This window comes from Synechococcus sp. MU1611 (assembly GCF_020514255.1).
In the GTDB taxonomy this organism is placed as follows: Bacteria; Cyanobacteriota; Cyanobacteriia; order PCC-6307; family Cyanobiaceae; genus Parasynechococcus.
In genome coordinates this window covers 30,126-48,527 of the sequence record NZ_VTLC01000004.1, presented here as the reverse complement: position 1 = coordinate 48,527, position 18,402 = coordinate 30,126, and the positions used below count along the sequence as shown (strand labels likewise).

General features: G+C 60.6%; 20 protein-coding genes and 1 pseudogene. 11 read left to right on the top strand and 10 right to left on the bottom strand.

The window, feature by feature from the left end; translation table 11 throughout:
* Window positions 1–22: 22 nt before the first annotated feature.
* The 3 genes from leuC to FZZ92_RS09050 are packed head-to-tail and all read left to right on the top strand — an operon-like array spanning window position 23 to window position 2,541.
* Window positions 23–1,441 carry a 3-isopropylmalate dehydratase large subunit gene (gene leuC / locus FZZ92_RS09060; protein ID WP_226423043.1) on the top strand — a complete coding sequence of 473 codons (1,419 nt, stop codon included), beginning with the start codon at window positions 23–25 and terminating at the stop codon, window positions 1,439–1,441.
* The gene (locus FZZ92_RS09055; RefSeq protein WP_115024950.1) at window positions 1,441–2,055 is read left to right on the top strand and encodes a 3-isopropylmalate dehydratase small subunit 2; all 615 of its coding nucleotides are present in this window, start codon (window positions 1,441–1,443) and stop codon (window positions 2,053–2,055) included. The genes leuC and FZZ92_RS09055 overlap by 1 nt, the downstream gene beginning before the upstream one ends.
* Before the next feature lie 24 nt (window positions 2,056–2,079).
* Window positions 2,080–2,541, top strand: a complete 462-nt coding sequence (locus FZZ92_RS09050; protein ID WP_226423042.1) for a pentapeptide repeat-containing protein — start codon at window positions 2,080–2,082, stop codon at window positions 2,539–2,541.
* Here the strand turns inward: FZZ92_RS09050 and FZZ92_RS09045 are convergent, their stop codons facing one another.
* Both FZZ92_RS09045 and FZZ92_RS09040 read right to left on the bottom strand, forming a co-directional pair.
* Window positions 2,542–5,457, bottom strand: a complete 2,916-nt coding sequence (locus tag FZZ92_RS09045; protein ID WP_226423041.1) for a DUF3769 domain-containing protein — start codon at window positions 5,455–5,457, stop codon at window positions 2,542–2,544.
* 74 nt (window positions 5,458–5,531) lie between these two features.
* Complete coding sequence (locus FZZ92_RS09040; RefSeq protein ID WP_006172424.1) at window positions 5,532–5,651, bottom strand: photosystem II reaction center protein I; 120 nt, start codon at window positions 5,649–5,651, stop codon at window positions 5,532–5,534.
* Between the two features lie 64 nt (window positions 5,652–5,715).
* Here FZZ92_RS09040 and FZZ92_RS09035 point away from each other — a divergent pair, with 64 nt between their 5' ends.
* A complete protein-coding gene (locus FZZ92_RS09035) occupies window positions 5,716–8,655 on the top strand; it encodes a glycoside hydrolase family 38 C-terminal domain-containing protein (RefSeq protein WP_226423040.1) in 2,940 nt (979 codons plus the stop codon).
* Here FZZ92_RS09035 and psbN read toward each other — a convergent pair.
* Window positions 8,643–8,783, bottom strand: a complete 141-nt coding sequence (psbN, locus tag FZZ92_RS09030; protein ID WP_011363291.1) for a photosystem II reaction center protein PsbN — start codon at window positions 8,781–8,783, stop codon at window positions 8,643–8,645. The genes FZZ92_RS09035 and psbN overlap by 13 nt on opposite strands.
* Window positions 8,784–8,867: 84 nt before the next feature.
* Between psbN and psbH the strand changes: the two genes are divergently transcribed.
* Genes psbH through FZZ92_RS09010 form a run of 4 tightly spaced genes read left to right on the top strand, consistent with a single transcriptional unit; the run spans window position 8,868 to window position 10,211 of the window.
* The gene (gene psbH / locus FZZ92_RS09025; RefSeq protein WP_006849996.1) at window positions 8,868–9,068 is read left to right on the top strand and encodes a photosystem II reaction center phosphoprotein PsbH; all 201 of its coding nucleotides are present in this window, start codon (window positions 8,868–8,870) and stop codon (window positions 9,066–9,068) included.
* Between the two features lie 9 nt (window positions 9,069–9,077).
* Window positions 9,078–9,308 (top strand): TatA/E family twin arginine-targeting protein translocase, encoded by a 231-nt coding sequence (locus FZZ92_RS09020; protein WP_115024952.1) that lies wholly within the window; start codon window positions 9,078–9,080, stop codon window positions 9,306–9,308.
* Window positions 9,309–9,336: 28 nt separating this feature from the next.
* Window positions 9,337–9,954 carry an aminoacyl-tRNA hydrolase gene (pth, locus tag FZZ92_RS09015; RefSeq protein ID WP_226423039.1) on the top strand — a complete coding sequence of 206 codons (618 nt, stop codon included), beginning with the start codon at window positions 9,337–9,339 and terminating at the stop codon, window positions 9,952–9,954.
* Complete coding sequence (locus tag FZZ92_RS09010; protein ID WP_115094359.1) at window positions 9,954–10,211, top strand: DUF3146 family protein; 258 nt, start codon at window positions 9,954–9,956, stop codon at window positions 10,209–10,211. Before pth ends, FZZ92_RS09010 begins: the two co-directional genes overlap by 1 nt.
* Here the strand turns inward: FZZ92_RS09010 and FZZ92_RS09005 are convergent.
* Genes FZZ92_RS09005 through rph form a run of 4 tightly spaced genes read right to left on the bottom strand, consistent with a single transcriptional unit; the run spans window position 10,195 to window position 13,329 of the window.
* Entirely contained in the window at window positions 10,195–10,635 is a 441-nt protein-coding gene (locus tag FZZ92_RS09005; RefSeq protein ID WP_226423038.1) for a resolvase, read from the bottom strand. The genes FZZ92_RS09010 and FZZ92_RS09005 overlap by 17 nt on opposite strands.
* Window positions 10,632–11,783, bottom strand: coding sequence for a DUF3084 domain-containing protein (locus tag FZZ92_RS09000; protein ID WP_226423037.1), 1,152 nt, complete (start codon window positions 11,781–11,783; stop codon window positions 10,632–10,634). Before FZZ92_RS09000 ends, FZZ92_RS09005 begins: the two co-directional genes overlap by 4 nt.
* Before the next feature lie 27 nt (window positions 11,784–11,810).
* Complete coding sequence (ntcA, locus tag FZZ92_RS08995; protein WP_115024957.1) at window positions 11,811–12,527, bottom strand: global nitrogen regulator NtcA; 717 nt, start codon at window positions 12,525–12,527, stop codon at window positions 11,811–11,813.
* A gap of 58 nt (window positions 12,528–12,585) precedes the next feature.
* Window positions 12,586–13,329: a ribonuclease PH gene (gene rph / locus FZZ92_RS08990; protein WP_226423036.1), complete on the bottom strand. Its 744-nt coding sequence runs from the start codon at window positions 13,327–13,329 to the stop codon at window positions 12,586–12,588.
* 144 nt (window positions 13,330–13,473) lie between these two features.
* On the opposite strand from rph, the gene FZZ92_RS08985 reads away from it, so the two are divergent.
* Both FZZ92_RS08985 and dcd read left to right on the top strand, forming a co-directional pair.
* Window positions 13,474–14,073 (top strand): cob(I)yrinic acid a,c-diamide adenosyltransferase, encoded by a 600-nt coding sequence (locus FZZ92_RS08985; RefSeq protein ID WP_226423035.1) that lies wholly within the window; start codon window positions 13,474–13,476, stop codon window positions 14,071–14,073.
* Complete coding sequence (gene dcd, locus FZZ92_RS08980; RefSeq protein ID WP_115024959.1) at window positions 14,073–14,666, top strand: dCTP deaminase; 594 nt, start codon at window positions 14,073–14,075, stop codon at window positions 14,664–14,666. The genes FZZ92_RS08985 and dcd overlap by 1 nt, the downstream gene beginning before the upstream one ends.
* An 11-nt stretch (window positions 14,667–14,677) precedes the next feature.
* Here the strand turns inward: dcd and thyX are convergent, their stop codons facing one another.
* Both thyX and FZZ92_RS08970 read right to left on the bottom strand, forming a co-directional pair.
* Complete coding sequence (gene thyX, locus FZZ92_RS08975) at window positions 14,678–15,400, bottom strand: FAD-dependent thymidylate synthase (RefSeq protein ID WP_226398390.1); 723 nt, start codon at window positions 15,398–15,400, stop codon at window positions 14,678–14,680.
* Window positions 15,401–15,444: 44 nt separating this feature from the next.
* Window positions 15,445–16,020, bottom strand: coding sequence for a thioredoxin domain-containing protein (locus tag FZZ92_RS08970; protein WP_226423034.1), 576 nt, complete (start codon window positions 16,018–16,020; stop codon window positions 15,445–15,447).
* 63 nt (window positions 16,021–16,083) lie between these two features.
* Here FZZ92_RS08970 and FZZ92_RS08965 point away from each other — a divergent pair, with 63 nt between their 5' ends.
* Complete coding sequence (locus tag FZZ92_RS08965; protein WP_226423033.1) at window positions 16,084–16,587, top strand: hypothetical protein; 504 nt, start codon at window positions 16,084–16,086, stop codon at window positions 16,585–16,587.
* Window positions 16,588–16,677: 90 nt separating this feature from the next.
* On the opposite strand, the pseudogene FZZ92_RS08960 reads toward FZZ92_RS08965, so the two are convergent.
* Window positions 16,678–18,354, bottom strand: a pseudogene (locus tag FZZ92_RS08960) (transglycosylase SLT domain-containing protein); the annotation flags it as partial.
* Window positions 18,355–18,402 lie beyond the last annotated feature (48 nt).

Here is an 18,402-nt window from a genome sequence, read left to right as displayed (position 1 = left end):
GACGGTTCCTGCGGCTGAACAGTTGAGTTCCGGCACCCTCTACGACAAGGTGTGGGATCTGCATCGGGTGGCGGAGCTTCCCGGCGGATCCACCCAATTGTTTGTCGGTCTTCATCTCATCCATGAGGTCACCAGTCCCCAGGCATTCTCGGCTCTGAAGGACAAGGGCCTGACGGTGCGTTGTCCCGAGCGCACTGTGGCCACGGTGGACCACATTGTGCCGACCACCTCCCAGCAACGTCCGTTCGCCGACCCGTTGGCGGAGGAGATGCTCAGCACCTTGGAGCGGAACTGTCAGGAGTACGGCATTCCTCTCAACAACATCGGCAGCGGAAGGCAGGGCATCGTTCATGTGATTGCCCCGGAGCTCGGTCTGACCCAGCCGGGGATGACGGTGGCTTGCGGTGACTCCCACACCTCCACCCATGGCGCCTTCGGGGCGATCGCCTTCGGAATCGGGACCAGTCAGGTCCGCGATGTGCTTGCCAGCCAGAGCCTGGCCATGAACAAGCTCAAGGTGCGCCGAATTCAGGTGAATGGCCTCCTGTCGGAGGGGGTGTCTGCCAAGGATCTGATCCTTCATGTGATTCGCCGCCTTGGCGTGAAAGGCGGCGTTGGTTACGCCTATGAGTTCGCAGGGCCTGCGATCGAGGCGCTGTCCATGGAAGAGCGGATGACCCTCTGCAACATGGCGATCGAGGGTGGAGCCCGTTGCGGTTACGTCAATCCTGACCAGATCACCTTTGACTATCTGAAAGGTCGTCCCCATGCCCCGGAGGGTGATGCCTGGACCCGCGCTGTCTCCTGGTGGAGCTCCCTGTCCACCGACCCCGATGCAACGGTCGACGATGAGGTGGTCTTCGATGCGGCTGCGATTCCACCCACGGTGACCTGGGGCATCACTCCCGGCCAGGGATTGGGGATCGATGAAACGGTTCCCAGCCTCGATCAGCTGGATTCAGGGGAGCGTCCGATCGCGGAGGAGGCCTACCGCTATATGGATCTCCAGCCAGGAACGGCCATTGCTGGAGTCCCTGTGGATGTCTGTTTCATCGGCAGCTGCACCAATGGTCGTCTCAGCGATCTCCGTGCCGCTGCCGATGTGGCCCGTGGGCGCCAGGTGGCTGAGGGCATCAAGGCGTTTGTGGTTCCCGGCTCGGAGCAGGTGGCAAAAGCCGCTGAAGCGGAAGGGCTGGATACGGTGTTCCGTGCCGCAGGCTTCGAGTGGCGGGAGCCTGGTTGTTCGATGTGTCTGGCCATGAATCCGGACCGGTTGGAGGGACGCCAAATCAGCGCCAGCTCCAGCAATCGAAATTTCAAGGGTCGGCAGGGATCGGCCAGTGGGCGGACTTTGTTGATGAGTCCAGCGATGGTGGCCGCTGCTGCCGTGAATGGTCGTGTGACTGATGTCCGTACTTTGATTTCTCCGTCAGCATCGTGATGGCTCTCTTCCCGACTGGTCCTGTTCAGCATGTGAGTGGAACGGCCATTGCCGTTCCAGGCGAAGACATCGATACGGATCGGATTATTCCGGCACGGTTTCTTAAATGCGTCAGTTTCGAGGCGCTGGGCGACCAGGTGTTTGCTGATGACCGTCTGGAACTCTCCGGCGAGCATCCCTTTGATCAGGTCCGTTATCAGGGTGCCTCGATCCTGGTGGTGAATGGCAATTTCGGCTGCGGTTCCAGCCGTGAGCATGCACCCCAGGCGTTGATGCGCTGGGGAATCCGTGCAGTGGTCGGTGTCAGTTTTGCCGAGATTTTCTATGGCAACTGCCTCGCTCTGGGCATTCCCTGTGCAACGGCTGCGCCGGATGAGATCAAGGCGATTCAGGCGCAGGTGTCTCGTGAACCAGGTGGCTCGTGGCAGCTGGACCTTGCTGGTTTGCAATTGACGTCGGCGGAGTCCAGCTGGCCTGTGTCGATCGATGCCGGCCCTTTGGACATGCTGCGCAGCGGTCGCTGGGATGCCACGTCCCAGCTTCTGGACCATGGCCCTCAGGTCGCAGCGTTGATGCAATCACTGCCTTACATCAACCAATTCGCAGCGAATTGACGGTCAAGCGCGACTCCTGTGTCTATGAAGGAGACAGGAGGTTTCGTGTTGATGGCTCATTCGTTGTCGCGGTTGTTGTTGCCGTTGTTGGTTCTTGTCGGTGTCGGTCCCGCAGGTGCCATGCCGCTTCAGGTCCAGCCCCACGATCCCTTGGATCGCAGCTGTCCTGGTTGTGACCTGCGCCATGCGGATTTCCGTCAGGCTCACCTCATCGGCGCTGATTTTCGGGGCAGCGATTTGCGCGGAGCCGATCTCAGGGAGGCGAATCTTGAAGGTGCTGATCTGACGGGGGCCCTGCTGCAAGGAGCTGACCTTCGGGGAGCCAACCTCACCAATGCAGAGCTGTCTGGTGTGGATCTGCGCAATGCCGATCTGCGGGACGCTCAGGTGATCAATGCCTATGCGCCAAACGTTCGGACCACCGGCATGCGTTATGCCGGTGCTTCACTGCTCGGAAGTGATCTGATCATTGGCGGCGGTGACTGATCAGAAGGGTCGATCCGAGTTGCCCATCTCCATCCAGTTCGTCGGGGTGTAAGGCACAAACGGCACTCCTGTGCCTTTAAAGCCAAAGTCGTTGAGACGGAAGCGGACGCCACCAATACCTTCGTACGGATTGAAGTAGATCCCGACGTCGTAACTGCGACGTTGCCAGCGCAGTTCGACGTTCGAGTTGACCGTTTTGCCGTAGTACTCCGAACCGGGGTCGACGTTGTAACTGACGCCTGTACTCAGCACGACCGGCCCCACGATCTGCTGGGTGAGCCCGATCCCAAGGGTGGCGAGATCGACGTTCCGATCAAAGGCGAAGGGGCTGTTGCCGTTTTTCAGGGAGCCGCTGCCCACGATCGAGATCTGTGTGAAATCGAGGAAAGGCTTGCTGAAGGTGCCCAGGGTGATGGTGGGCCCTCCGCTGAGGCTCAGAGTCTCTTGGTGACGGCCATCGCCATAGACAGCCACCGAAGTGTTGACGTTGGTGTTCAGACTCAACCCGGGAACAATTGGAACGGGGGAATAGCGATAGGCCGCCGTTGGAATCAGCTCTGCTGTGTTCCCTTTCAACAGGGGAATCTGGCTGGTGATTGAGGCATACAAGCTGCCACGCCCAGTACGTAAGGGGCGGTTGCTGTTGAAGCGATCGGCGTCGTAGTCACCGATGGCACCTCGAATCAGATAGTTGTGGTCTATGTCCCCTGTTGACCAGCTGCCTCTGGTCTGGGCGTAGACGCCATAGGCCGCATTGATGTCGGTCTCACCCAGGGAGCCATTCCAGGTGCGATAGCGGTAAGCCCCGAACAGTTTGGTTTCCAGCACGCCCAAGCTGCCCAGGTCGATATCTCTGCCGAAGCTTCCCCAGAAGCGACTTGCGCTGAGGATGTCATCGGGATCAAAGCTGCTCATGTCGGCGTCGGCGCTCAGCCTGTAATCCCCGTACCGGCCACGAAGTTTGGCGTCCAAGCCAAACAAATCACCGGCACTGTTGAAATCGCCGTCCATGGCGCGCTGGAGCATGAACTGCGGCTGAAGGGATAGCTCCGTGCTGGTACCAATGGTTAGAGGCTTGAGGTTGCGTCCCACAAAAAGGCCACCGCGGTCTTTGTTGTCGATGCCAACAACCAGACGGTTCTCAACTTCCTCCTCCTTCTGGATGAGCTGTCGACGTGTCACAGGGATGGGCAGTCGCTCTTCGACGATCAGGCGGTTGCGACGCGCCGAGATCAGCACATCACCATTGGCTTGTTCCCTGGCAATCACATCCTCTGCATCGATCCTGGTTTGAGCAGGGGTGAACGGATCGTTGCTGAATCCCATGCGGTCGGCTTGCCAGCCATCCGCCGTGATCAAGACCTTCGAAGCCTGGATTCTCCAGCGGCTGATCGTGCCATTAAGGAGATTTGTGCTTCCCAGACTCTTGAGTTGAGGAACTTTGACCACACCGAAGCGGTTTTCATTCCTGATTGAGGAATTCAGGCGTTGAACGGGGATGCCGCTGCGTCGTTCGATGCTGAAGCTGCCCTGGAAGTCGATGTCCGAGACGCGCTGGTCGATCTTGGCAATTGCCTCCGTCCGCATGGCTTGCTGCTGGGCCGGGGGAATCGCTTCCTGTTCGGTTTTGCCATCACTGGAGACATGGCGCTGGGGGTCACCGCCGTCACCGAGTGCAATGGAGTCGAGGCGGTCAGAGAGGGAGGAAGGCTTGACGCGATGGTCGCGATCCGGATCTGCACACTCCGGCAGGGGAGGCATCATGGCGCTCTCCGGCTGGGGTGTGTCCCGTCCCCAGCGGTAGCGCAGGCCAAGCAAGTAGGCATTGCTGCCTTCGCTGACTCCTCCATAGGTACCGAACGCACCGGAGCGGTGATGAATTCGGCCGACGAGTGACAGGTCGGAGGAGACAGCGGCCTCGACCTCGAAGCCGAGATAGTTCAGCAGTTGGGTGTAGTTCTCGCGGAACGTTTTCTCGTAAAGGCTGACGTCAGCGTTGTAACTGATGCCTTCCACGAAGCTGAGGCTCAGCCACGGCTGAACCCAGACGCGCGCTCCGATCCCCAGGACCCCTTCGCCGAAGCCTTGTGGGGGTAGATCGGCATAGGGGTTGCTCTGGTTGAATTCGCCCCCCTGTTGCTGCTTGGCCATGTGGCTGAACAGGTCTGCCTCAAGTTCGATGGCCAGTGGCCCAGCGCGCATGATTCGCCTTTGCACGCCCAAGCCCAGCACGGCTTCCGGTCGCATCCGACCGTTGAACATGAAGGTGTCGCCGAAGGCGGCATCAATCATTTGGCCTCCCCAGGCCGTGACCGCCCAGGGTTGTGGATGCCAGTCGGGTACCGGAGGGAGGAGAGGAGGACAGGCCACCGGAGGCATGCTCTCGTTGCTCTCTGGGGTGTCTTCTGTGGAGGAAGTCTTTGACGGCGACTCAGATGGTGTCTCAGGCCGTTTCTCAGTCGCTGGGGATGTTGTGCGAGAGGTTGTAAACGGATTGGTGAGGGGCTCCTCTAGGTCGATGACCCCATAGACATCATTGAGTTGACCTTCGTTTTGGACGAGGTTGTAGCGGAAGCTTGACGCTTGAAAATATTGCTTGCCGCGTCTTAAACGCACGGCACCGCGGGCATAGAGCGTGCGAAAGCCAGCATCGAATTCAATCCGATCGGCGCGCAGTTCAGCGTTTCCGAGCTGAATGCTGACGTTGCCTTCGGCGATTGTGGCCTTGGTGTTGCGATCGCTGTACTGACGATCTGCCTGGATCTTTAGATGCGCAGGTGCTGGTGCAACAGCAGAAGAAGTCTGTTCAGCCGATGAGGCTGAAACTGGCAATGCCGAGACCGATCCCGTAATCAGGGTTCCAGTCAGTGCGAAGAGAAGGCGATGAGCCCCCAAGGCAATCCTGCTGCGGGCCACGATCCTGCCAGCTCAGCCCCAGGATCCAGCCTCGATCAGACCAGTGCGTTGCGCGGTCTGTTTGAGAGGGTCACTCAATCTTCGAGGTCTTTGCGGCTGGGAGTGCGGCTTGGATCGCTCGCAAGGAACCCGAACACGAAAATGCCGATGAAAAAGAAGACGACCGAATAGACGGAGATCTTGAGGGCGAGCATGGAGACCGACCGGCGTCTGTGAGAAGGGCATCATCTTATGGGGCATGACAGCGTTGGCTGGGGAATGAACCCTGAACAGGTCGCTCGATCGGAGTGGATTGAAACGTTTCGCAGTCGGTCGCGTCGTGATCTGCGTGCGGATTGGCGTCGGTCAGGGTCTGCCAAGGCCGGTGTTTTTCTTGATGAAACCTGGGGAGCGACCCATCGCCCGGACTGGGCCAAACGTGGTCTGCTGATTTGGCCAAGGGGGCGTCAATGGCTGCGTCTTGAGCAGCGGTTGTTCTGGCCAGATGGCTGGTGCAACAGCGAGTCTTGCCGTGCACGGCTGGTGCTGAGCTGGTGGGCTGAGCACATGCGGCTATGGGTTGACGACGTGCTGGTCCATGAGGGGGATCTGTTCGATACCGCCTGTCGCTGGCCTCTCCCCGAGCGATGCCGCCAGGGGTCTGCGCTGAATCTTCTGCTGGAGCTTCGCAGCCCACTGCATGACGATGGAGCTCTGATCAGCAGCCATCTGGACCTGGAGCCGCAATCAGCGGGCACGGATCCAGAGGGCACGCTGCTCCCCTCGGCGTTGGAACTGCATCTGGCAGCGGATGGTGATCTGCCGCCGCATTGGGCGGATCTGGACCCCAGCGGTGCGGAGGCTCAGGTCGCTGTCGCGACGCACCTGCACCAGACGGCAACGCCTGGAGGTTCAATGCATTGGCTCGGTCATGCTCATTTGGATCTGGCCTGGCTCTGGCCGGTTGCCGATACATGGCAGGCCGCTGAACGCACCTTTCGATCGGCATTGGCTCTGATGCGGCGCTGGCCAGAGCTGCGCTTTGCCCATTCCACGCCGGCGCTTTACGCCTGGATGGAGCAGCACCGCCCTGCTCTGTTTGCTGAGATCCAGGAGGCCAGCCGCGCCGGCCGATGGGAGCCGATTAATGGTCCCTGGGTGGAGACGGATTGCGTTCTGGTCAGCACGGCGTCGCTGTGGAATCAATTCGCTCTTGGTCAGGACGACAGCCGTCGCCGCTTCCCGGAATGGGCCCATGAATTGGCCTGGCTACCAGACAGCTTTGGCTTCGCGGCAGGGTTGCCTGCGGTGGCTGCAGCCACCGGTGTGCGCTGGTTCTGCACGCACAAGCTGGCCTGGAATGCCGAGAACCCCTTCCCGCACCGTGTGTTCCGTTGGCGTGGACGGGGACGATCTGAACTGCGCAGCCTGATGCTGCCGCCGATCGGGCGTCGTGCTGATCCCGTGGAGATGTTGGTGGAGCAGCGTGCATGGCATGAGGCCACGGGGCTAGAAACGGCGCTCTGGATTCCTGGTGTTGGAGATCACGGTGGTGGTCCCACCGAAGAGTTGCTGGAGCAGATCGAGCTCTGGGAGGGGCAAACGAATGCGTTGCCTACCCAAGCCGGCACGGTGCGTGAGTTCCTGACGGAGCTGGAGCGGGGTGATCAGGCCTGGCCGGTGTGGCGTGATGAGCTGTTTCTGGAGTTGCACCGCGGCTGCGCCACCAGCCGCCCAGATCAGAAGCGTCACAACCGCACGCTGGAGCGGCTTTTGCGGGAAGCCGACGCTGCTTCGGCCCTGTTGACACTCGCTGGTCAGGACAGCGGCAGCAGCGATTGGCGTCCGCTGTTGTTTCAGCAGTTTCATGACATCCTTCCGGGAACTTCGATCCCGGAAGTGTTTGAGCAGGCGGAACCGGTCTGGTGCTTGGCTCGGCGCCAGGCCCGTCAGGAGCGCGACCGGAGGCTGGCAAGGCTGCCCCGTGCGAATGACTCCGCGGTGGACTGGAGTTGGTGGGGTCTGCAACCTTTGGCCTCTTGGTCACCACTGGTGCGCCTTCCAGCTGGATCGTGGTCGGTCGATGCTGTTTCACTGCCCCAGCAGGCTGCTGCGGTTGGTGGAACTTGGGTGCAGTTGCCACGTCAGCAAGGCAGTTGCTCTGTGCCCCTCAGGCGTGAACCAGGGTTGAAGCACTGTGCTTCTGAACCCCGTCACCCCGTGGTCATCGCGTCGCTGGGGTCAGGAGCCTGGCGTCTGGGTAATGATTTGGTTGAACTTGAGGTCTCCGCAGCCGGACTCCTTGCTTTCAGGGGGCGTGATGGAAGAGAGCAGTTGTCGGCGCCGCTGCAGCTCGAGCGCTACCGAGACCGTGGAGAATTTTGGGATGCCTGGGATCTGGCTGCTGGTTACCGCTCCAATCCCCTGGGTGTTGACTCCACGGGATCATTGCAATGGCTCGACAAGGGCCCCCTGGTCGCCCATTTGGTGCTGAGGCGCAAACTTGGCGCCAGTTCCATGCGACTGGACCTGAGGCTGAAGGCCGATACGCCTTGGCTGGAGCTGATCTGCAGCATCGACTGGTGCCAGACCCACGAGTTGTTGCGCCTGGACCTGCCGCTGGCGACTCGCGCCGTTCGGATCGGTGCCGACACCAGTGGAGGGGTGATTGAACGCCCCGCTGAGCCGATGACACCTCGGGAAAAAGCCCGTTGGGAAGTCCCTGTGATCTCTTGGTTCGCCTCGCAGTCGGCGGCTCCTGGAGGTGGGTTGGCTGTGTTGCTGGATGGTCCTCAGGGGGTTGATTGGTCTCCATCACGACTGGGCATTTCGCTCCTACGCGGTCCAACCTGGCCTGATCCCAGTGCTGATCAGGGCTGGCATCGCCAGCGTCTTGCTCTCATGCCGTTGTCAGGCTCCTGGAGCGATGCCGGTGTACCGCAGGCTGCGATTGCATTTCGCGAGCCGGGTTGTTGTGCACCGCTGCCCGCTGAGCCGCGTCAGTGGTTCCCATCGCTCCCGAATCAGCTCACGCCGGTTGCTCTGCAGCTGAATGGCGGTGACTGTTTGCTGAAGCTGATGAACGCGGGATCTGCTCGCTGTAGATGGGCCCCCGGTTCAGGCTGGCGCGTTCGCTTTCAGGCTGACTCAACTGCAACAGATCAAGTGGTGATCGCTCCCGGAGACCTCGTGTCTCTAGTGCTGTCTCAGTCCTCGTGATCGTCAAACGGGTCATCGAGAGCTTTTGATGGCGGACCAAAGGCCTGGTACACGCCAAAACCGGTGAGTCCGAACAAAACGGCGAGCACACCGATGGCAACGGACAGGGCTGGGGACGACGTTTCCATCACATCTCTCGACAGGATCGACCCCGAACCGGAGTCGGCCCCTACAGTATCGGGACTTCAAACCACCCGAGACCCAGCGTCGTCATGGCCCAACGCACCCGTCTGGGAGACCTTCTCCGCCCACTGAACTCCGAGTACGGCAAGGTGGTTCCCGGATGGGGCACCACTCCCGTGATGGGCATCTTCATGGTGCTTTTCTTGGTGTTCCTGCTGGTGATTCTTCAGCTCTACAACAAGTCCCTCATCCTTGAGGGCATCAACGTGAACTGGAACGGCCTCGGCTGATCTGAACCCATGAATATCTTCGGCGTCGGTCTCCCCGAAATGGCGGTTATCGGCGCCGTTGCGCTATTGGTTTTCGGTCCGAAGCGCTTGCCGGAGCTTGGTCGCACGTTGGGAAAGACCCTGAAGGGATTCCAATCCGCGTCCAAGGAATTTGAGCGCGAGATCAACAAAGCCATGGCAGATCCGGAGGTGCCGGCGGACGCTGCCAAACCGGTCGAAGAACTTCCCCCCGGCGACTGAGTCGCCACAACTGAGTCGCCACAGTGGTATGACCACCGATCTCAAGCTTGTCGTGGGACTGGGAAACCCCGGCACGAAATACACGGGCACGCGCCACAACATCGGCTTCATGGCTTTGGAGCTTTTTTCGGAGCGTTCCGGATTCAGCTTTCGGCAGCAAGCCAAATTGCATGGATTGGCGGCCGACACAGGAGTGGGTGATCAGCGTTTGCGCCTCCTCATGCCGCAGACGTACATGAACGACAGCGGTCGTGCAATTCGTGCTGCGCTCGATTGGTTTGGCCTCGAGCCCCATCAACTGCTGGTGCTGGTTGACGATATGGATCTCCCCCTTGGCCGTTTGAGGCTGCGTGCTCAGGGCAGTGCTGGAGGTCACAACGGACTGCGTAGCACCATTCAGCATCTCGGCACCCAGGCGTTCCCCAGGCTGCGGATCGGGATTGGTGCTCCGGCTGAGAACCCTGCCGAGCGTCGTGCCCGAACGGTGTCTCACGTGCTTGGTCCCTTCAGCAAGCTGGAGCAACCCTGTGTGGGCGCTGTTCTGGACGCTGTCCTGGAAGGGATTAATCGTCTTCAACGTCAGAGCTTTGAGCGCGCCGGGACCTGGATCAACGGGTTTCGCTACGACCTGGAGTCCGAAGACTGATGCCGGCTCTTCCGGCGACAACAGCCCATCTACGGGTGCTTCGCCAATGTTTTCAGGCGAAATGTGTGGAGGGTGAGGTCTCTGCCGGAGGCTTTGAGTGGCAGTTTTCCTGGGCGTTTGACCGCGGCGAGCTGATGGTGGAGCCGTCCTTAGGACGTGCCCTGATCGAGGATGCCTTGCGGCGGTTCCTGGTGCGTTCTGATTACAAGCTCGAACCAGGAGGTGACTACACCTTCATGGTCAGGGCCAGGTTTTGAGCAAGAACGTGGGTGCAGGCTCTGGCCATTGCAGGCGGCACCCCAGGTGCTCTTCCAGCATGACTAAGGCGGCAACAGCATCCAGGTCCACCGGTGGAATGCGCAGCCCTTTCGGTAGAACTCGGCGCCAACCCCGAGCTGGCCACAGCGTCCAGTAACGCTGTCTTGCCCGCAGGGTGGTCCCCTGCTCCGGAATCACGGTGAGGCTGCCCAGGCCTTCCAGCCGCTTGATCCACGCTTGGCTTCCTGTTCCGTCGCCAATCAGGATGCGATCTAGAGCTTGGTCTTGATTCCACTGCTCGAGCCAGGGTTCCACGGCCTCTGGGCTCAGAACATGGCCCTCGCTGACAAGACCATGCTGAAGATCGGCCAGCACAAGGCCACATTTGCAGCGGCCTGGGTCGAGTACGGCCACCCGCTTCATGGGGATGCCTCAACCTCGACCACAACAGCATCGGCGCTGTAGCTGATCCCTGCGGCAATCACCTTCAAGACCACGCTTTTGCTGGGTCCCTCCATCAATGTCTGGGCCAGTTGGGAGAGTGCTGATCCATCGAATTGCAGTCCTTCCGTCAGGGATCCTCGCCGTTGCACCTCGGCATAGGCCGATGCCAAGAGAAGGTTCAGCCGTGTTCGAATGCCCTCTGGTGTGCGTTCATCCGTTCGTAGTGTGGTGGTCGCCAGCACGTCACCGCTTTGAGCTACTGGGCGGTTCGGACGCACTTCGGGGAAGGCGTACACCGCCGTTTCACCACGCAGCACATTGGTGGCGGAGCGCAGCGAGATCACCCAGGTGTCCGGCTTGCGGATGATGTTCTGTAGGCGTTCCACGTCGCTGCGGGGAACGCGGATCAACTGTCGTTCGGGTGCTTCACCCGGCCTCACCTTGCCGTAGGCGTTGGCATTGGCCTCTTGAAGCAGCCTGTCGACAGCCTGTTTCGCTTGATCAGGAGCATCGAGACGAACCGTTGCTCTCGCCAAGGTCTGTCCGCTACTGATCACCACCGATCCACGCCTCAGGGCGACCAGGTTGAATTCGAGTTCCTTGAGTTCCTGCTCGCCAGCTCGGATTCGGCTCCGCACGCTGTTCAATTCGGCCTCCGTGCGCTGGATGTCGGCATCGCGGGAGGCGATGTCGCGGCTCAGACGCTCACGTTCTGCTTCGAGCTGGGCGCGTTCGTTCTGCAGAGGAGCCAGTTCGCGGCGCAGGGTGTCAGCCCGTTGCTGTGACTGCTTGAGTTCAGCGGCGATCCGGTTGGCTTCTGTTCGGGTCTCTTCCCGTTCCCGTTCGGCTGCATCGAGCTGCCGCCGGCTGTCCTGGAGCCGGTCTTGCAGAGCATCCAGTTCAAACAGGCCCACCCGCAGCTGGCGGCTCACCAGCAGCAGCAGGCCGAGCGATAGTGCGCTGATCAGGCTGCCGGTCAGCACCGTGATCAGAACGGCGGTCCGTCGCGGGCGCATCTTGAACAGACTCAGGCGGGCCTTGCCAACACGACTTCCCAGCCGGTCACCCAGGGTCGACAGAACGCCCCCGAGCACCAGCAGAACCAGGATCAGTGCCCAGCCACTCATGGCCGCACCTGTGGGTTGACGTGCTGCCTAGCTGAATCGTTTGGCCAGAGCGATTGGATCCAGAACGGTGATTTTTTTGCGGTCAATCTGAACCAGACCGGATTGACGCAAGTCTCCCAGCAGACGCGTGATTGTCACGCGCGTTGAGCCAATCGCTTCGGCGATGGCCTGATGGGACAGGCGCAGGTCGATGGTGATTCCCAGTTCATCCGCAACGCCGAAATCCCTGCACAGCACCAGCAGAAAGCTCACCAGTCGGGATGACATGTCCCTGTGGGTCAGCGTTTCGATCATCGTTTCGGTCTGAAGAATCCGACTGGAAAGGCCCTGCAGCAAGCGCAGGCCAACGCTGGTATCCGCCTCGATCGCTGCCTTCACGGATGTCGCAGGCGCCGTCACCATCTCGACTCTGGTGAAGGCTACGGCGTGGTAGAAGCGATCAGACCGTTGACCGGTCAGCAACGACAGCACCCCGAAGAGGCTGTTCTCGCGCAGCAAGGCCACTGTGATCTCTTCCCCTGACTCGTAGACGCGGGAGAGACGGACCGCGCCGCGGCGGATCAGATAGACCCGTTCAGCAGGATCTCCAGGGAAAAAGATGGTCTTGTTGCGGTCCACCAGTTCACTGCTGGCGCCGTCCAGGTCCCGGATGATTTCCAGGAGGGAGCGGTTGGCCGGTTCTGTGCTGGGGGTTGGAGCCACCATCTGCGGGGCGTATCGGCTGAAACCTCGGCTACTGGTCATGACAACCCCCTTGTGAGGCGAAGTTACGGAGCCAACGGTGGCCGCCGTGTAGCGGTTATTACGTAACTCTGCTGTGCTCGCTCATCGCTTGGCGTTGCGCCTGCATCAGGGATGTCAATCCAGGCTCAGCCAGATCCAGTAATTCATTGAGTTGGCTGCGGCTGAAAGGCGCTCCCTCCGCAGTTCCCTGGATCTCCAACAGGCGACCATCGCCAGCCTGCACAACATTCAGGTCCACCTCAGCTTTGCTGTCTTCGCTGTAGTCCAGATCCAGCAAGGCCTGGCCATCCACCAGGCCGACGGACACGGCCGCCACCTGGTCGACCAGTGGCGATTGCTCCAGAATCCCCTCATCCACGAGTGAAAGGCAGGCTTGCTCAAGGCCGAGCCAAGCTCCCGTGATGGATGCAGTCCGTGTTCCGGCGTCGGCCTGGATCACATCGCAGTCGATCAGCAAGGTGCGCTCGCCCAGTCGCTTCATGTCGATCACAGCGCGAAGGCTTCGGCCGATCAACCGTTGAATCTCCTGCGTGCGGCCCGACAATTTCATGAGCTCTCGTGATTGCCGCTGCGGCGTGGATCCCGGCAGTAACCGGTATTCGGCGCTGAGCCACCCCAACCCTTCCCCCTTCCGCCAGCGTGGAACCTTGTCCTCCAGGCAGACGCTGCAGAGAACAGCGGTTCGGCCGGTGTGAACCACAAGGGAGCTCAAGGCAAAACCCATGGGATTCCAGGTCACCGAGAACGGCCGTAATTGCTCAGGGCGACGGCCATCGGTGCGGCTTCCAGCGGTTTGGCTCATCGGTGGTGTGCAGTTCTTCAAGCCTCGCAGGCGGTTGGTTCTCGCCCGTCCAAACACCATGGGTGGTGTCAATGCACTTGTGGAATGTCATCTCGCCGCTACATTCAAGGTCTTGCCGGGATTGCCCGGACGGATGTTGCCGCGATGACCACAAGCCTTGCCGACCCCCAAGCGTTCCAGAACTCTCTGGATAGGGATCAGCAGGCTTTGCAGCGGGCTGGACTCAGGCCCCTGCCACCTGTTGCAGATCCTCCACCGCTATATCTGGTGGCTCCCGAAGGGCAGCTCCAGGTCCACACAGCGCCCTATCGCGGCAGTTTCGCCAGTGTTCTCAGTCAAGCGATGCGTGCCGCTGGTCTGGGCAGTCGTGTTCTGATCAGTCAGTTCCTCAAAGGGGGCGTGCAGCAGGGGCCCGCAGGTCGAGTCCAACTATGTGGAGGCCTGGTCTGGCTACGGCCCGAGGTGCCTCTCTGCCTCTCTTCTCCGAATCACCCCGGCGGTGCGGAGGCGGTTGCTGCCGTTTGGTCCATCTGCCGTCAGCATTTGATTCAGGGGGATCTCGACCAGTTGGTCCTGGATGAAATCGGCCTGGCTGTTGCCTTCGGTTACCTCAATGAATCGGACGTGATTGCAGCTCTCGAGCAGCGGCCCGCCTCGATGGATGTGATCATCACAGGACCTGCGATCCCCGCCGGCGTGGTGGAGATGGCAGATCAAGTCACGGAGTTGCGCCGAGGTTTCTGATGCTCAAGTGCGATCGCTGGATCACTGAACAGGCTGGGCAGGGAATGATCGAGCCATTCCAGAGCGGCCTCGTCCGTCATCTGGATCCGGAGCAGAAGCTGCGTCCGGTGCTGAGCTTTGGTTGCTCCTCCTACGGCTACGACCTACGCCTGTCTCCTCAGGAATTTTTGATCTTCCGGCACGTTCCCGGCACGGTGATGAATCCCAAGCGGTTCAATCCGGCCAATCTCGAGCCCACTCCTCTCCATGAAGATGAGGACGGCCGCTATTTCATTCTTCCGGCCCACTCTTATGGCCTTGGCGTAGCGCTTGAAAAGCTTCGAGTTCCTCCCAACATCACTGTGATCTGTTTGGGCAAGAGCACCTATGCGCGCCTTGGAATCATTGTGAATACCACCCCAGCGGAAGCTAGCTGGGAGGGTCACCTCACCCTTGAATTCAGCAACAGCTCCGGTGCTGACTGCCGGATCTATGCCGATGAAGGTATCTGTCAGCTGTTGTTTTTTGAGGGTGATCCCTGTGCGACCACCTACAGCGATCGGCAGGGCAAATACCAGCACCAGCCCGAACGTGTGACGCTCGCCAAGGTTTAGATCTCCCCGGTTTAAGGGGCCAGTCGTGCTCGATGCAGCCTGCTTTTTTCGTACCAGGCGGCGAACTCAGGAGCCCAATCCACCATGTGGGGCCACATCAGATCGCAGAGCTGGCGGATCTCCAGCTGAGCATCGAGTTTGGCCCGCAGATCCATGAAGTGGAGAAACGCGCGCAAACTGAAGCTCACCACAAAGTGCTGGCGGTAGTCGAACGGAAGGATGCCGCGGGCGTGCTCCTCGGAGAAGCCGGTTTTGAGAAGATCCCTGTATCGCTCGGCAGCGCTTCGGCACAGATCAAGATCTTGGTTGCGCAGCTCTTCCGTGTAGGCATATTTCTTGCCCTGCCTGTCGCTGTAGTCGCCGACGGGCCGCAAATAAAACACCTCTTCAAGCTCTAGGGCCCCATCCGCTGCTCTGCAGATGCGATCGCCCGTGTAGCGCATCGATTGCACATCGAAGCTCACGCCGACCCGATGGGTGCGGGCCTGCTGCATCACCGAATGAGGGAACCAGCCCACGTTCAGCACGATCTGTGCATGTTCCATGGGGCCGTAATGGCCGCGCTCTCCGGATAGCAAACGTTTGACGCAGATCTCCCCAGCCCGTTGTTCATCAGGCCAACTGGCACGATCTCCGGCCACAAAACCTTCGCTGTAGTCCTGATGCATGGCCGCATAGATGCATTGCTGCGGGTTCGGCGTGGCAGCGATCAGATCGACCCGGAAGCGGTCCATGGGAGCGTCAGAGTGACGAGTTGTGGTGATCATGGCGAGGTGTGTCAACCATGGCTGCGCGGTCCAGCCGTTGGTTGGCTCGACGTTGCCGCGAATGCGCTATCAGTGGAGGAGGGACTACGCAGGCGGCTGAGGCTGCCGACGCCAGGCAAGGCCGGCAATGGCTGGTTCTCAAGCAGTGCAGCACTCAAGAGTTGCAGTTCTTCCGAGCTGCGCAGGCCGAGGGATCGGCCCCTTGGCTCCCCCTCGGCGTTGAACAGGTTCAACTGAGGAATGCCATTCACGTCGTAGCGATCAACCAGATCTTGCCAACGGGGATTGTCGACGTTCACCAGAACAACATCGAGTCGCTCTCGGGAACTTTGCTCCAGTTCCAGCATTGAGGGAGCCATTTCTCTGCAGACCTGACACCAGTCCGCGTAGAACTCGATCAGTGTGGGCCGTCCGTTGTTCAAAGCAGTCTGCGGGTCGAGGGATCGTCTCGCCAGCTGCTCCATCGGGCTTTCGCTCTGAATACCGCCTCGCAACATCACCAGACCGAGGGCGAGAGCAACCGCGACCAGCACCAGCACCCATCGCTGTGTCGTGCCAAGGGGAGAAGACTCTGGGGAACGTGTCATCGCGCCTCAAACGCTGTCATCACTTTGGCAGCTCCTCAGGAAGCTCGCGGCTAGCTTGCACCCATGCCAATTCTGCGACTGCTGAGCCTTCCGGTTCGGGCGCCGTTGCTGACGGTGCTGTTTCTCGTTGCGGTTGTGCTCGGGAAACATTGGCAGGTTGTTCAGCCCGCGTTCACCTCTCTCTTCGGGGTGAGTTCGGCCTGGTTCTGGTGCCTCGTGCTGCTGCAGGCCGAGGTGGTTGTCGTGTTTTGCACAATGCCGGATCTGCTGCTGCGGCAGGTGTCGATGCTCATGGCGTCCAGCCGGGTGATGACGTTGGTCGTCACGTTGCTGTTGGTGATTACCGGTGGCATTTACCTGCTCAAGCTCAATGTTCTTACCGACGTTCTGATCCTGGCTTCAGCCTTGCTGTTGGCGCGTCTCGATCTCATTCGCCTTGGCGTCCTGCCCGGTGCCAGGACGTGCCTGTTCCTGATGAGTGCTGTCGTGATCGGCGGCATCGTCGCTGGCACGCTTCTGCCTAACCCCACGGCCAACCTCTTCGCAGGAGGGTTGATCACCACCTGAGTAGCCGATCAGGTTGTCGAGCACTTTCTTGGTGTAGAAGCGTGTTTCCGGGTACGGAATGCGTTCTACCCAGAGCGCAGCATCTTCCCCATTGGTGGGCTGAGGCCATGAGGCCACGGCGCCGGGCCCGGCGTTGTAGCTCGCAATACTGCGAAAGGGGTCGTTCTCCCATCGCTCTAATAATTGGTTGAGGTATCGCGCTCCCAGTTGGATGTTGTCGGCGGGATCCTGCAGCATCAGCGTGCTGGTTGGGTCGCCAGCCATCTCCGTGGCTGTGGATGGAAGCAGTTGCATCACGCCAACGGCCCCTGCGGGGGAGACGACCCCAGGTGCAAAGCGTGACTCCTGCTTGGCGATCGCTCGCAGCAGATTGGCTTCAAGATCTTCCTCCTGCGCTGCTGCTTCCATCTCAGCCTGGAAGAGGCGGGGGAACTGGCTGCGGTGGAGGAGGTGTCGTTGCTGGCAGCTGGGATCACGCCAGCGGAGGCTGAGCCACCAGAGCTGATCCAGTGCCATCCAGGTGTCTCCGACGGCAAGGCGCAGTCTGCCTTCGGCGAGACGTTCTTCGGGTGGGAGCGTGATCACAGGATCACGCTGTGCCTGCCAGATCTCCCAGGCTGCATGCACCTGTCCGAGCCGCCAAAGGGTGTTCACTAAGGCGTCTTGGCTATTGAGGGGTTGCCAGGTCTGTGGATCCTTCTGCGGGTGTTGTTTGCGTAGATCCAGAGGTCCTGAGATCCCAAGGCGATCCATGGCGCGCCATCGGTAGTAGCCGGCTGGGAAGGACCTGATCAGGCTGCGCCAGGTGCGCTCAGCCTTTTCCGTTTCACCAAGTTCCTGGTGGCTGAGCCCAAGCCAGAACAGCCTGCGTGCCTCCAACGGTGGTGGCAGAGGGCCATGCTCGCTGCGGCGGTCCAACAGGTCGCGGGTGCGCTCCCAATTCCCGGCAAGGAAAGCATCGCGGGCGAGATCCCATTGGAGTTGCCAGATGTCGGGATCGTTGGGCCACCGGTTCAGGGCGGCTTCCGCTTCATTGCCGTCGGCCAGTCGCACGCGAGCCGCGGCAACGGCGGCTGAGCGCTTCTCAACGCCTGCCGGCAGGGCATCCAGGACCCCAGGATCGGGATAAAGCGGCTCGCTCAAAATCCTTGCCGCTTCAAGGCTTGCGGCATGGCCTGGGTGGGTTTGTGCCAGGGTCAGCAGCTGTGCTGTTCCCTCATCAGGGTCACCATGCAGCAGCAGGGATCGACCAATGGCCAGTTGGGTTTCCGGGGCGGCATCGACGTCCTGGAGACAGGCCAGCGCCGTTTCCGCATGGCCTCGTTTCGCCATTGCTTGTGCCAAGTTTTGGCGCTGGGCGGGCTCTGGTGCCTGTGCCCCCGTGGCCTGGCAGGCGTCACGCATCTGTTCTAGGGCCCCTGGCCAAAGCACATTCCAGCGGGCCAGGTGCAGGGCCCCTTGATGGTTCTGCAGCGGTTCGGGCCCACCCCCCGCTGCCAACGTCAGCGCTGCTGGGTGGGCGGGTTGCTGCTGAAGCAGCTGCTGGTGATAAAGGGGTTTGTTCTGGCCAAGAGCCAAGCGAGCCCAGGCGGAGCCGGGCTCTTCGGGAAAGCGATCAAGAAGGCGCTGCCAGGTTTGTTCGGCCGCCGCTGTCTTGCCCTGGGCGGCGGCGGTGAGTGCTGCCCGTTCGAGGACCACAGCAGCGACCGGATCGTGTCCCCAACCTTGGCTATTGAGGAGTTGATTCGATTCCTCTCTGGCCACCATCAGTAAGGCGGCTTCTCGACGTGTCTGTGGATCGATAGACCAGCGGTA

What these genes read in the sequence shown, in the direction of transcription:
- FZZ92_RS09055 (WP_115024950.1), top strand. Translation starts at nt 1,441, where the DNA reads ATGGCTCTCTTCCCGACTGGTCCTGTTCAGCATGTGAGTGGAACGGCC.
- FZZ92_RS09050 (WP_226423042.1), top strand. Translation starts at nt 2,080, where the DNA reads ATGAAGGAGACAGGAGGTTTCGTGTTGATGGCTCATTCGTTGTCGCGG.
- FZZ92_RS09040 (WP_006172424.1), bottom strand. Translation starts at nt 5,651, where the DNA reads ATGCTCGCCCTCAAGATCTCCGTCTATTCGGTCGTCTTCTTTTTCATC.
- FZZ92_RS09035 (WP_226423040.1), top strand. Translation starts at nt 5,716, where the DNA reads ATGAACCCTGAACAGGTCGCTCGATCGGAGTGGATTGAAACGTTTCGC.
- psbN (WP_011363291.1), bottom strand. Translation starts at nt 8,783, where the DNA reads ATGGAAACGTCGTCCCCAGCCCTGTCCGTTGCCATCGGTGTGCTCGCC.
- psbH (WP_006849996.1), top strand. Translation starts at nt 8,868, where the DNA reads ATGGCCCAACGCACCCGTCTGGGAGACCTTCTCCGCCCACTGAACTCC.
- FZZ92_RS09020 (WP_115024952.1), top strand. Translation starts at nt 9,078, where the DNA reads ATGAATATCTTCGGCGTCGGTCTCCCCGAAATGGCGGTTATCGGCGCC.
- pth (WP_226423039.1), top strand. Translation starts at nt 9,337, where the DNA reads ATGACCACCGATCTCAAGCTTGTCGTGGGACTGGGAAACCCCGGCACG.
- FZZ92_RS09010 (WP_115094359.1), top strand. Translation starts at nt 9,954, where the DNA reads ATGCCGGCTCTTCCGGCGACAACAGCCCATCTACGGGTGCTTCGCCAA.
- FZZ92_RS09005 (WP_226423038.1), bottom strand. Translation starts at nt 10,635, where the DNA reads ATGAAGCGGGTGGCCGTACTCGACCCAGGCCGCTGCAAATGTGGCCTT.
- FZZ92_RS09000 (WP_226423037.1), bottom strand. Translation starts at nt 11,783, where the DNA reads ATGAGTGGCTGGGCACTGATCCTGGTTCTGCTGGTGCTCGGGGGCGTT.
- ntcA (WP_115024957.1), bottom strand. Translation starts at nt 12,527, where the DNA reads ATGACCAGTAGCCGAGGTTTCAGCCGATACGCCCCGCAGATGGTGGCT.
- rph (WP_226423036.1), bottom strand. Translation starts at nt 13,329, where the DNA reads ATGAGCCAAACCGCTGGAAGCCGCACCGATGGCCGTCGCCCTGAGCAA.
- FZZ92_RS08985 (WP_226423035.1), top strand. Translation starts at nt 13,474, where the DNA reads ATGACCACAAGCCTTGCCGACCCCCAAGCGTTCCAGAACTCTCTGGAT.
- dcd (WP_115024959.1), top strand. Translation starts at nt 14,073, where the DNA reads ATGCTCAAGTGCGATCGCTGGATCACTGAACAGGCTGGGCAGGGAATG.
- thyX (WP_226398390.1), bottom strand. Translation starts at nt 15,400, where the DNA reads ATGGACCGCTTCCGGGTCGATCTGATCGCTGCCACGCCGAACCCGCAG.
- FZZ92_RS08970 (WP_226423034.1), bottom strand. Translation starts at nt 16,020, where the DNA reads ATGACACGTTCCCCAGAGTCTTCTCCCCTTGGCACGACACAGCGATGG.
- FZZ92_RS08965 (WP_226423033.1), top strand. Translation starts at nt 16,084, where the DNA reads ATGCCAATTCTGCGACTGCTGAGCCTTCCGGTTCGGGCGCCGTTGCTG.